Annotated in this window: 9 protein-coding genes; 6 read left to right on the plus strand and 3 right to left on the minus strand. The window is 60.4% G+C overall.

The genetic code is table 11. The features are described from left to right. Positions 1–264: 264 nt before the first annotated feature. Positions 265–1,593 (plus strand): O-antigen ligase family protein, encoded by a 1,329-nt coding sequence (locus tag ACX40P_RS12360; RefSeq protein ID WP_459126633.1) that lies wholly within the window; start codon positions 265–267, stop codon positions 1,591–1,593. 284 nt (positions 1,594–1,877) lie between these two features. On the opposite strand, the gene ACX40P_RS12365 is transcribed toward ACX40P_RS12360, so the two are convergent. Both ACX40P_RS12365 and ACX40P_RS12370 read right to left on the minus strand, forming a co-directional pair. After that, the gene (locus ACX40P_RS12365) at positions 1,878–3,266 is read right to left on the minus strand and encodes a DUF1501 domain-containing protein (protein WP_459126634.1); all 1,389 of its coding nucleotides are present in this window, start codon (positions 3,264–3,266) and stop codon (positions 1,878–1,880) included. A 5-nt stretch (positions 3,267–3,271) separates the two neighbouring features. Next, positions 3,272–4,999 carry a DUF1800 domain-containing protein gene (locus ACX40P_RS12370; protein WP_459126635.1) on the minus strand — a complete coding sequence of 576 codons (1,728 nt, stop codon included), beginning with the start codon at positions 4,997–4,999 and terminating at the stop codon, positions 3,272–3,274. A 284-nt stretch (positions 5,000–5,283) separates the two neighbouring features. Between ACX40P_RS12370 and ACX40P_RS12375 the strand changes: the two genes are divergently transcribed. Beyond that, the gene (locus tag ACX40P_RS12375; RefSeq protein ID WP_459126636.1) at positions 5,284–6,120 is read left to right on the plus strand and encodes an FkbM family methyltransferase; all 837 of its coding nucleotides are present in this window, start codon (positions 5,284–5,286) and stop codon (positions 6,118–6,120) included. 275 nt (positions 6,121–6,395) lie between these two features. Here ACX40P_RS12375 and ACX40P_RS12380 read toward each other — a convergent pair. After that, positions 6,396–7,150, minus strand: a protein-coding gene (locus tag ACX40P_RS12380; RefSeq protein ID WP_459126637.1) for an IS5 family transposase whose coding sequence is annotated in 2 segments (ribosomal slippage) — positions 6,396–7,018 and positions 7,018–7,150 — 756 coding nt in all. Because the reading frame shifts where the segments join, the coding sequence is not laid out codon by codon here. Positions 7,151–7,742: 592 nt separating this feature from the next. Between ACX40P_RS12380 and ACX40P_RS12385 the strand changes: the two genes are divergently transcribed. From ACX40P_RS12385 to ACX40P_RS12400, 4 genes are all read left to right on the plus strand, one after another. After that, positions 7,743–9,032 (plus strand): site-specific DNA-methyltransferase, encoded by a 1,290-nt coding sequence (locus tag ACX40P_RS12385; RefSeq protein ID WP_459126638.1) that lies wholly within the window; start codon positions 7,743–7,745, stop codon positions 9,030–9,032. 2 nt (positions 9,033–9,034) lie between these two features. After that, complete coding sequence (locus tag ACX40P_RS12390; protein ID WP_459126639.1) at positions 9,035–9,592, plus strand: DUF5681 domain-containing protein; 558 nt, start codon at positions 9,035–9,037, stop codon at positions 9,590–9,592. Then, positions 9,589–10,164 (plus strand): DUF5681 domain-containing protein, encoded by a 576-nt coding sequence (locus ACX40P_RS12395; RefSeq protein ID WP_459126640.1) that lies wholly within the window; start codon positions 9,589–9,591, stop codon positions 10,162–10,164. The genes ACX40P_RS12390 and ACX40P_RS12395 overlap by 4 nt, the downstream gene beginning before the upstream one ends. Positions 10,165–10,666: 502 nt before the next feature. Next, on the plus strand, positions 10,667–12,712 hold the full coding sequence (locus ACX40P_RS12400; protein ID WP_459126641.1) for a putative bifunctional diguanylate cyclase/phosphodiesterase: 2,046 nt from the start codon (positions 10,667–10,669) through the stop codon (positions 12,710–12,712). The last annotated feature ends 129 nt before the right edge of the window (positions 12,713–12,841 follow it).

Below are 12,841 nucleotides of genomic sequence, written 5' to 3' on the forward strand. Positions count from 1 at the left end.
CCGGCGGCTTTTTCGTGTCGGCTAAAGCCGACCGGCCTGAGATACGAGATCTCGATACTTGCCGCTAAATCTCGCGCCTGTAACGGGCGTCGCGCACGTCACGGCAGCGCCCTCCAGCATGTGGAGCCTTTGGCGATTTCGAGTGCACCGTCGGACAATTTCGAGTAGCCGACTTCGTGGCTTCTTGGTCCGGAAGGTCATTCGTTTACACCCCGCGCGCTAGGGCGGCGCGCTACCGAACCTAGGGACCTGAAGCGAGTATACATGCGCTACCTTGCTATAGCCGCCGTATTCCTAGCGATCCCGGTGCTCAACAGTGTGTTGGGTCAGTCGAACGCGTATCGTCGGTGGGGATTTGCTGCGCTTGGCCTGCTGCTTTTTTTCGGAGATATCCTACGCATCGGCGGCGCACTGATTAGCTGGCCGATGTGGACTGGGATTTCGAAGGGCGTCGAAATCTCGATGACTGATGCCCTTGCGATCGCCTTGCTTTTGTCCCGGCCGCGTCGTGCTACCGGAACGCCCTTTTGGGGCTTTATCGCTTTCTACATGGTCGTTTTGGCGTTTTCGCTGATCACGTCAGCGGTTCCGATGGCGACGTTTTTCGTAATCTGGCAGTTTGGTCGAGCGCTGTTGATTTTCGCGGTCGTTGCTGGCGAATGTCATCAGACCGATAAACGCGACAGCCTTATGACGGGCCTTGCACTGGGATTGATACTACAACTCGGGTACGTGGTTCAGCAGAAGGCGGTCGGCGTCGTGCAGGCGACGGGAACCATGTACCATCAAAATGCCCTGGGTATGATGGTCGAGCTGGCCCTAATTGTGCTCGTGGCGGCGCTTCTGGCCGGTGACAGGCGCAAGATATCGTGGGCGGGCGTGGTTGCGGGCTTGGTGGTCGTCGCGGGCGGGGGATCGCGGGGCACGCTGGCGTTCGCCAGCGCAGGTGTAGCGATCGTGATCCTGATATCCTTGGTACGCGGTATCACTCCCGCGAAAAGCAAGGTTCTGGGCTTCGCCGTGCTGGGCGCATTAATAGCCGCGCCGATCTCCGTCGCAACGTTGAAAAGCCGGTTCGGCAAAAATTCGATGACCACGCAGGACGACCAACGTCCTGCGTTTGAGCGGGCGGCTCGGGCGATGTCGGCCGATCATCCGTTCGGTATCGGCGCAAACCTTTACGTGACGACCGCTAATACGCAAGGATATGCGGACCGCGCTGGCGTGGCTTGGAACTTCGCAAACCGATCGGCGCCTGTACATAATGCCTATCTTCTCGCGCGGGCGGAAACCGGTTGGCTGGGTGAGATTGCGCTTATCCTGCTGCTCGTGTTCCCCGTGCTGTCAGCGTTGAAGCTCGCCTTCAAAAAGCGAAAGACGGCCAGCGGCGAATTCGCTCTTGGCGCAGCGGTCGGGCTGTCGGTGAACATCGTGCATAATAATTATGAATATGCGTTCTTCATCTATCACGTCCTCTCGATCGTTTTCTTGAACATCGGAATAATTGCGGCACAGGTTTCTCTGGAAAGGATGCCCGGAAAGTCCAGGCGCGTACGGGCCGCCGTCGCGATCCGTGAGGCTATCACCGCTTAGATCATCCTCAATGATCGACGAGGCCGATCTGCGGGACGATGCGCGTTGGATGCCGACAATAGTGTCGACGCGCAACTAACGAATAGCACGCAGTCGAAAAGTCTACAATTTGTGACGGTCGGCCCTAGCCAAGTGACTTGTCAACAGCAGGAAACATGGCGTCGGTTGAGGCGAGTTTGAAGCGTAACCAGTGCATCGCAAAAGTCAGGCCCTCCGCTCCGTTTTGGAGCGAAGGGCCTGGACGAAGCGCCTTTGCCGGTGTCACGATATTCTGGCCAGCGGCCTCAAGCTTTCAGGAACCCGAGATTGATGGAAGAGGCGTCGTAGTTGCCGAGGTTCGGCAACACTGTCGTCAGTTCGCCGCCAGACAGGCCGAACCAAGACGCTAAGGTCGCTGCGTACTGGTCCACCGAAGTCGTCGGCAGCAGTCGGCCCTGACCGACATCGCTCGGCGTGTCCGTTCCGATTTCGGGCGGTGTGCCATAATGACGGCCGCCGTTCACGGCGCCGCCGAGCACGAAATGCATCGATCCCCATCCGTGATCGGATCCGTCCTCGTTCGCGGTAAGCGTGCGGCCAAAGTCCGATGCGGTGAAGGTGGTGACCTTGTCCGCCACGCCCATATCGATGGTCGTGTCGTAAAACTCCCGCATGGCGGTCGCCAACATTCCCACCAATGCCGGATGGACGCCGGGAAGGCTGTCGTGGTGGTCGAACCCGCCCATCCCAACCATGAAGACCTGGCGCTTCAGTCCAAGCTCGCGGGAGGATGCGATCATACGTGCGACCATCCGTAACTGTTCGGAAAAGCCGTTCCGCGTGAACTTCGGGAAAGATTCAGCCGGCGACTGCGCCAGAGCACCTGAAAGCTGCGAATAAGTATCGAGCGCGCGTTTGCTGATCCGCGCATGCTCGTCAGCGAAGACGTGCTGGTTCGACGAGGTTAGGAGCGCCCGGAGTGCGGAAGCGCTTTGCGACGACCCGAAAACGGCCGGGCTGTTACCGATAAGCGGCACTGGACCGTTCGACCCGATCGAATATTGCACGGCTTGGCGACCAGAAAGGAACACCGCGTTGCCGGCTAGATTGATGCACGTGAGGGCAGCACTTCCATTTCCGGACTGAACAAGATCGGCAATGCGTCCACCCCAGCCAGCTGGCGCACCTTCTGGGCTCGACGCCTGGAAGAAGCTCTGCTGATCATTATGGCTGAACAGCTTCGGCGGCAGGCGGACGGAACCGCGCTCATATTGTGCCTTCGTCGTCGGCTCGACCAGTGTGCCGACGTTCAGGATCGGTGCCAGCTTGCCGCCGTGGAACAGTGGAACCAGCGGCGCCATCGTCGGGGCCAGGGCGTATTGCCTGCCGCCGTCCAGCCCGACCGAAGCATTCAGCACCGTGGCGGCCAACGCATCGCGACGATGCGCGATTGTCGTGCGGGCGGCCTGGTACTTCGTATAGCTTGGCAGGTCGTACGGCGTCAGCGTGTTCGCGTAGTCGTTGCCGCCGTACATAAAGATGCAGACGAGCGCCTTGTAGTCGCTGGCGGTTGCCGCGGCGGCCTCACCGATAGCGGCAAGCGATCCGACCATCGGCGCCGCTGCGCCGGCCATCCCGATCATTGCGGACCGGCTGAGGAAAGCGCGGCGCGACTGGAAGTTCAAGCTGTCCATTGCAGTTACCTTGTGACCAAGAATTCGGGAGCGGCGAGCGTCAGCAGTACCGCGGTCCAGATGCGGTTGTCAGTGCCGCTGGCGCTGTCGACAGCCGACCGGATCGTCGACACGGTGGTCGCCGTCAGCTGGCCCGCACAAAGAACGAGGTTGAGTTCATCGACCAGGGCCTGAGAGTTACCGACTTTCGAGCTCAGCGAGCTGTAATCGGCCTTCACATCACCCACGCCGGTCGACACCAGACGGTGCATGAAGTTCACGTAGCTGATGATCGACTGCTCGTTGGCGATCTGAAACTCCGGCGCGACCAGACCAAGCGTGGCGATGGCGCTTCCCGGCGGCGTGTAGCCCGGCCGGAAGAAGTTGAAGACGCTGGGGGCATGGCCGATCGAATGCCCGATCCCATTCGCCGCGCTCGACGTATCGCCAATCGCCCAGGCGTTCGACGGCGAGTTGGCCTTGAAGGCTCGTGCCCAGGCGGTCAGCCGCTGGGCGGGAACCCGCAAACGCCCGAACGTGGTCGACGTCAAAGCCGTGTCGCTGCGTGCTTCCTTGTCGAGCAGGATCGCGCGTACCACGGCCCTCAGGTCACCGCGAACGCCCTTCCCGTTGTCCGCGAATACGGTCGCCACGCGTTCGACATAGCCTGGCGTGGGGTTCGACGTGACGAGGCGCTGTATCAGCTGCTTGGAAATGAACGGCGCGACGTTTGAATGGGCGAAAATATGATCGAGCGCGGCGTTTACTGCGGCCATGCCACCGCCGCTGATGGTCTTGCCGAGGAATGTGGACGATCCAGTCTCGTTCATGGATGGCTCCATGATGAGCGGGGTGCGCGCGATCGGGTATTTCCGCCAGTCCCAGTCCTTATACGCCAGCCCCGTGAAGATGCGGGCGAGCTGAGACACGTCCTTCTGGGTGTAGGTCTCCAGCTCGACGCCGCCCGACGTCTTGACGGTGCCGTCCATGTTCAACTGGTGCAGGCCGATCGAGAAGAGCTGCATGACCTCGCGGGCATAATTCTCGTCCGGCGCAGCGCCCGTGACGGGATTGGCCTTCTTGTTATGGATAGACGACAGGTAAACGGCCATTGCCGGGTTCAGCGTGACCTGCTCAAGGATCGTCCGGTAGTTCCCGAACGCGTTGTCCATCAGGATATCGAGGAAGCCCGCGCAAGAGAACTGGATCCAGTTGCTGGTAAGGCCGCCCATGCCCACGACCAGGAAGTCGAGCAGGGCGGTGCCGACCCGCTGGCGAAGCTGATCGGGGTCCTGAATCAGCGCGCGCCACACCGACGCGTCGTACCCGTCGATGCTGTTGACCTTGTCGGCCGCGCTTTCGCCGCGATTGATCACGGCGTCCCACAGTGAGCCGGTTCGGGACATAGCGAATTGCGTGTCTAGCCAGCGCTCGAAGCCCATCGTCACGACATCGGTGATGCTGTCGCGGGTCGCGCCCATGGTTGCCTGGGTGAGAAACCGGCTGGCCTGGGCTTCGGTCGGCTTCGCTCCGGTGTCGGTCGGAGCGGCTGGGGTCGGAGTACTCACGGTGACGACACCCGCTGTCGAAGTCTTGCTACCCTTGCACGCTGCAAGGGCCGCCGTCGACAACAAACCGAGGTTGCTCTTAGAGGCCCAGCGCCGCCACGCCGGTGCCGGCAGAGGCGTCGTCTGGTCCACCGGCGCATGGCTGACAGCCGGCGCTATAGCGTCGTTAACCGCGATCTCGTGCATATTAACCCCAATCGCCGTCCGCTTGCTGGGTGCGGATCGTTACGTCGGGGTGCATCGTACGGTCACGGACATTAACAGTTCGTAATCGCAGCAACGCTTAGAGACTTAAGTCGAACGGAACGCGCACGAGCCGTGCTCAGAAGTCGATGAGTTGCTTAACCATACGAAACGTCGATTTGTCCCGGGGCGGGCCGCAGGGGGCCCCTTGACAGGCAAGCCTCACCGCGATGTAGCTGCGGCCGGGCGGGGCGGCGGTCCTAACGCCGCAAACGGGGTTTCAAGACATGTGGAAGCGCAGACTCGCCGGAACACGGATCGGCAGTGCGGCGATCGAGCTTCGTGACCGTATCAATCTGGTGCGCCAGGCGGTGGGAAATTCCATCGAGCTGGGCGATATGCGTAATAATGCGCTCGCCGGATGGCTCGTCCCACGCCTGTGCCGCCCCGGACATATCTTCGTCGATGTCGGCGCCCATATCGGATCGGTGGTGGGCGAGGCGCTACGCCACGGTCCGGGCGAGGTGATCGCGTTTGAGGCCATTCCGTCTAAGGCAGACTATCTGCGCTCGCGCTATCCCCAGATAACGCTGCACAATGTGGCACTGCTGGACCGTGACGACGAAACCAGCTTCTTCGTCGACAACGTCGAAAGCGGATACAGCTCGCTTGCCAAGCATGAGGGCGATACGACCGAGATCCTCGTCCCGCTTCGCCGGATGGATTCACTGATCGACACCGACAAGATCGATGTCATCAAAATCGACGTGGAGGGCGCGGAACTGGGGGTTTTGCTTGGAGCGGAGCAGACGGTGGCGCGCAGCCGACCCGTCATCATGTTCGAAAGCGGCCCACAGGAGGAAATGGGGTACACCAAGGAAGCAATGTGGCAGTGGTTCGCCGATCGAAACTATTATCTGTATTTTCCTGACCGGATTACCCGGGCCGCCCGCCCGATGCCGTTGGAGGTTTTTATCGACAGCCATGAATATCCCCGCCGGACGATGAACTATTTCGGCATCCCGGCGGAACGGATGGCCGAAGTCAGCCTGCGCGCGCGCAGGCTGCTTCAGGACCCGCCTAACTGGAAGGATGAGCCGGACGGTTCGGTACTTCGCGCATAGGGCGGCGCTTATCGGGTTCCGTTGACATCGGCTTCGACGCGCCATGCGGAAAGAAGCTGTTTAAGCTTCTACCGTCAAACTGGCTGGTGACCCCTACCGACATCTCGGAATTTTTACTAAGAAATTGATATGAAAAGATAAACTGTGTAGTCGTGGCCTCTGTACCATCAGAAGTACCATTATCAGACGAAGATCAAAATGAAGTTGAAGATCGAATTCTAACGGCGAGAAAGGCGGTTTACGGACGGTCAGGTTCTAGGGTCAGGACTCGTTGATCACAGCCAGAAGATGACGGTGGCAGCGAGGGCGACGGCGGAGAAGAAGGCGGTCGGGCAGCGGTCGTAGCGGGTGGCGACGCGCCGCCAATCCTTGAGACGGCCGAACATGATCTCGATGCGGCTACGGCGAAGGTAGCGGCGCTTGTCGTATCTGACCGGCTCGTTGCGCGATCGCCGGCCGAAGATGCATGGCTGGATGCCCTTTGCCTGGAGAGCGTCCCTGAACCAATTGGCGTCGTAGCCCCGGTCGCCGAGGAGCCACTGCGCTTTCGGCAGGTCGTCCAGCAACGCTGCCGCACCGGTGTAATCGCTGACCTGCCTGGCGGTCATGAAGAAGCTCAATGGGCGGCCGTTCGCGTCGGCGACGGCATGGAGCTTGGTGTTCATGCCGCCTTTGGTGCGCCCGATAAGGCGGCCGATCCCCTTTTTAACCCGCAGGCTCGAGGCCGTGCGGTGCGCCTTCAGGTAGGTCGCATTGATCATGACTGTCTGCGGCTGGGCACCGACCGCAGCCAGACCCTCCATCATGCGCGTGACCACGCCCGCCTCGCCCCAACGCGTCCAGCGGTTGTAGAGCGTCTTGTGGGGCCCATAGGCGCTGGGTGCATCGCGCCAGCGCGGCCGTTGCGGTTGACGAACACGATGCCGCTCAGCACGCGCCGGTCATCCACCCGAGGCTTGCCGTGGCTCCTGGGGAAGAACGGCCGCAGCCGCTCCATCTGCTCATCCGTCAGCCAAAACAGGTCGCTCATTCCGGTCTCCTTGCGGAGCCTGAATCAGATCGTGACGTTCACATCAATGGGTCCTGACCCTAGGGCGAAGCTCGGACGGATGCGAGCGTTCACACTACTTGCTCAGTCTGTTCCCTGCTGGTTCACCCTGTGTCAGCATCCTTATGCCCCATCCATTACCCAAGTGACTTGGGCAACGACGGATTTCGACCGCTAAGTATTTGATTTCCGCTGGTGACCCACGCACTCCGTAGCTAACCCGTCTCCCGTTTTCCCTGTTTTCAGGGAAATAACAGGGAATTTCGTAAAAATCGGGCAAAAAAACAGGCTGATCTTGATGCGAATTGGCGGGGTCCGTGTCAGATATCGGCGGATTTCCGGGCCTTTTGACGCAGGAAATGCGCTTACCTGTTAACGAGCTGAACAGGGAATTTAATCGCGCGGAACAGGGATACTAACTCGCCGTATCAGGCGGCTAGATGATGTGTAACACTCAGCCGTTGTAAAGTGCGTCTAGTCGTAGGGCGGGGCCGGGATGTGGCCGTCAGTTCAGTAAACACAACTGCCACCAGGTCCCTTTACGTTCTTTCTATGATCCGCTATGTTCCAGTCAATGGCCAGCTCTCAAGCTTTCGTTGCCGAGTCCGGCAACCGCCCTCTCGCGATCCACTATCGCGCTCCTGCAACGCTCACGCCTGACCCGCGTAATGCGAGGACACATCCGAGACGGCAGATCGATCAGATCATCTCGTCGATCAGCGCGTTCGGGTTCACCAACCCGATCCTGGTAGACGAAGCTGGCGGGCTGATTGCAGGCCACGGCCGTTTGCTCGCGGCGAAAGAACTCGGGCTCGCGGAAGTACCCACCATCGAGCTGGCGGGTCTGACGGACCCACAGAAGCGTGCGCTGCGCTTGGCAGATAACAAGATAGCGCTTGGGGCAGGGTGGGATCTCGAAGTGCTGAAGCTTGAGCTCGGCGAACTCGCGGTGATCGACATGGATATCGATCTCGCGCTGACCGGCTTTTCGACCGGCGAAATCGACGTGATGTTGAATGGCAAGGTGGATCCCGAGGAAGAGGTCATCCCGGCGGTCCGGGCATCCCCGCGCACCCGCAGCGGCGATATCTGGGTGCTTGGCGATCACCGCATCGGCTGTGGCGATGGGCGAGACCCGGCTTTCCTGCGCGCCGTCGTTGGGGATGTGGCCGTCGACACGGCGTTCCTCGACCCGCCGTACAATGTGAAGATCAACGGTCACGCCAATGCCAAAGGACGCCACCGTGAGTTCGCGATGGCGTCAGGCGAGATGAGTGAGGCGCAATTCCGCACCTTCCTCGCAGACACGCTTGGCGCTTGCGCTGCGGTATCGCGCGACGGGGCGGTACATTTCGTGTGCATGGACTGGAGACACATGGACGATGTCGCAGCGGTCGCTTCCGATATCTACGGCGAGCGGCTCAACTTGTGCGTCTGGAACAAGAGCAATGCCGGGATGGGATCGCTATATCGCTCGCGGCATGAACTGGTGTTCGTGTACCGGGTCGGCAAAGCTGCCCACTTCAATGCAGTCGAGCTCGGGCGTCACGGTCGGAACCGCACCAACGTGTGGGATTATCCGTCGGTCAACTCGTTCTCGGGCAGCAGGCGCGCCGACCTCGATTTGCATCCGACCGTCAAGCCCGTTGCGATGGTCGCCGATGCGATCTGCGACGTCACAAGACGCGGCGAACTCGTGCTCGACATCTTCCTCGGCTCGGGCACGAGCCTGATTGCGACCGACCGGGTCGGACGCCGGTTCCGCGGGATCGACATCGATCCCGCCTATATCGATGTGTCGATTGACCGCTGGGTGGCAATGACCGGCGGCACGCCCGAACTCGCTAACGGTGAGGCTCGCTGAGCATGGGGCGCGCCGTGCCGCCTAAGCAAAGCCGATTCAAGAAGGGGCAGAGCGGCAACCCAAAGGGTCGGCCGAAAAAGCAAATTGCTCCGCTATCGGTTTCGGCGTTCGACATCGTCATCGAGCGCACGCTGACCGTGATGCAGGCGGGCACGGCCCGCGAGATGACAGTCGATGAGGCGCTTGAGCAGCGCACCTACCAGTCTGCCCTGGGCGGCAACAGGATGGCGCAGCGTGAAGTTTTCAAGATGATCGCGCGTTATGAAAAGGCAAAGCGTCAGCGCCACCCGACAACGACGCGCGCGATCGAGATGTTGGTTGAGGAAAGCGATCCACGAAGTGCCGATCTGGCGCTCCAAATCATCGGTATCGCCGCCATCAACCCCGCGCGTAACGATTGGAAAAACCCGGAGGATCATCTGCTGCTGGAGCCCTGGGCTATTCAGGCTGCCCTGTCACGTCGCAGCGCTCGTCGCCTGAGGACAAACGACATCGCTGAAGCAAGGCGCTGTACAAGAGATCCCGATAGCATCGCCTGGCCGGAGCCTACCGACCAATGAACAGCGAACTGCCTGCCGACGCGATCGACAAGGCGGTGGGCTATGGCAAGCCGCCGGCTTCTAACCGTTTCGGCAAAGGGCAGAGCGGTAATCCGAAAGGCCGCCCGCGCGGTAAGCGCAGTTCACTGCCGCACGACGCTGTCCTTGGCCAGGCGGTGATTATCCGCGAGGAGGGAGTTGAACGAACAGTAACGGCTGCGGAAGCGTTCCTGTTGCAGATGTCTAAACGTGGCCTCGAAGGCGATAGCGCCGCCGCGCGCCAAGCGCTCGCAGCGATAACCGAGGCTCGCAGTCTGCGCGGTCCGATCGGCGGTGAGGGCGTGCACCGCATCGTAATACAGCCAGTCTCTGCAGGGAGCGTCGACCCGGCAATGCGCTTGCTCGGCATGGCGAGCCGCCTCGACGCGTTCCGGCCGACCGCCCGCACCGTCATCGAGCCTTGGCTGGTCCAGCTCGCGCTCGACAGGCTGGGTAAGCGCCGGTTGACGGCTGCCGAACAGCGCGAAGTCTTGATGGCGACGCAGACGCCTCGCAAGGTCATTTGGCCAAGCTGGTGGATCGAGTTGCCTTGAGAGCCCGAAGCCCCCTATCGCTGTGACTACACCTGTCTTGTTGGACGTGTACTCAACCTGCGAGACCTGCCGTAGCCTGAGACGAACGTCCGCGAACCACCGCGATCCAACGGCGCATGCGACCGAGCCGCGAATGACCGCAATCGCCCAAAAGCGGACACACGGCGTTGACGAGCAGAGTTGCATGACAACTACGCCCATAATGGTTGAAACTTTGGTGCGGCCGTAACGGCTCCCTTCAAAGTAGGCGGCGCGATGGTGCGCTCGCTAAAGCCACCGCCGAACTCATAGCAGACGTAGCGGCTGGAGCCGTCGCGTCCCGAGGAAAGCTTTTTCTGCTTTACCAACAGCTCAGCGTCCAGCGCACGATTATACGCTTGTTATTAACTTATGTGAAGATTCTCAAGATATTCCAATGACATAGGCTTAGTCGAATTTGACGTTCGCGACCAGCCGAGAAACTTCGACCGGATGCGCGATCTGGTGCTGGACGGAGATTTGCATGCAGATCAAGATCAGATTGCTCGCTGTTGTGACCGCTGCACTGGTGACATCGCTGGCGCTGGGCTTGCCCTTCTCGGTGCATGCCGTCCGGCGACCGGATACTGCGTGGCTGGGTATCTGGTGGCTGGAACTGGCCGGTCGCCTCGTCAACTTAAGCCTTCTGGCCGCCACAGCATTGCTGGCGATCACCGTCTGGCGTCGGCAGGTCTCCCAGCTTAGGTTGTCGCTCGAGGTTCTCCGCGATCTCGAGCAAACGTCCAGCGACCTGATTTGGCAGACGGATGCCGCAGGTGTCCTGACTGTCCTGAGCGATAGCAGCGATTTTGGCAGCCGCGTCTGTACTCTCAGATCGGGGTCGTCGATCGGCTCGCTGCGGGAGCGCGACCCGCTGACCCCTGCTGACAAGTGGGAAAAGAACTACGAGCAGATCAGTGCCGGGCATCCGTTCCGGGACTTCCGCTATTTTGCTCCAACGACCGCCGGCGGGCTCGCCTGTCTGTCCGTCTCCGGGGTAGCGATCAGGGATGCGCGCGGCGGGATTCTCGGCTACCGCGGCATGACGCGAGACAAGACAACGGAATGGGAGGCGATGACGGCTCTTAGCCGCCAGGCGTTCCAGGACGAGTTGACCGAGTTACCAAACCGCCGCGCGCTGAAGGACGCGCTCCAGAACGTACTTGCCAATACCGACGAGCAGGCGGTCGTACTGCTCATCGTCGATCTCGACGGTTTCAAGCACATCAATGACCTGCACGGCCACTTGATGGGCGATATGCTACTTCGGGCGGTGGCTCAGCACATTCGAGAAGCTGTTCAACCGGCCGCCTCCCAGGCGGACACCCGCGGCATGCTGATCGACACCAAGCACTCCAATTGCCTTCCGGCGCGGATCGGGGGCGATGAGTTCGCGGTGCTCTTGGCCGGCGAAAAGGCGAAGCAGGCGGAGGAGATTGCTCTGGCCATACTCGCCAGTGTCTCCGCGCCGATCGAACTCATACCTCAAGTGTGGGGCCGTGTTGGGGCCAGTATAGGGATCGCGCAGGTCGAGAGCGGAGGATGCGATGTCGACCGGCTCTTTGGTCAGGCTGACGCGGCCCTTTACGACGTGAAGAATGCCGGAGGTGGTGCGTTGCGGTTCTATTCCGAAGCGGACCCAAGCTCAGGCAGACAGTCCATCGTTGCTGAAGCGGAGCAACTCGATGATGCGCCACTTGCCGCCGCACTTGCCCAGGCTCTGGAGGCTGGCGAACTACACCTGGTGTATCAGCCGATCCGGTCTTGTGCGGACGGGCAAGTAACAAGCATCGAGGTTCTGTGCCGCTGGCATAGCAAGCATTACGGTGTTGTCCCTTCATCCACCTTCATCCCGCTCGCAGAGCGAAGCGGGCTGATCGTCAGCCTTGGTGAGTGGGTGCTCCGTCATGCTCTGGCGGAAGCGACAGCCGTCGACGGATGTTGGAGCCTGTCGATCAACCTGTCGCCGATCCAAATCGAGACGACCAACATCGTCCAGACTTTAGCCACCGCAATTTATACGAGCGGCATCGATGCCAGCCGAGTGATACTCGAAATTACGGAAGGTCTATTATTGTCTCCGACGACTAAGACGCTCCAAAAGCTTCGTCGTCTTCGCTTGCTTGGGGTGCGGCTGGCACTGGACGACTTCGGCACTGGATACGCCAACATCAAATCGCTTGACGAGATCCATTTCGACATCCTTAAGTTCGATCGCTCGATCATCCAGACCAACCCGGCGCGGCGGGAAAACCTGCTTCGGGGGCTGATGGAGATAGCGCGAGCTTTCGATCTTCCTACCGTTTTCGAGGGCATAGAAACACCCGACCAATGGCACCTCGCGTCACGGCTCGGGGCGACCAGCGGTCAAGGTTATCTGCTCGGTCGGCCGCAGCGAGATCTGCTCAGAGCAACCGGGATCTCAAACGTAATCCCGGACATTCAAAGGATTGATACTGCTGAAGAGACCGTTAGTAAGATGACCTCCAACGATTTAAACCTCGGTAACGAAGCCAGACACGTTAAGTAAACCTGCATGTCCGCTTTCCACCACTTCCGCTCATGCGGGGCTTCCGACTGGCGAACGACGGCTTAAGCCCAATTGCGGACGTTCCGTTGAACGCTACAACGGCGGCATGTCTGCATTGTCCCGGCTCAT

It is taken from the genome of Sphingomonas sp. RS2018 (assembly GCF_054489605.1).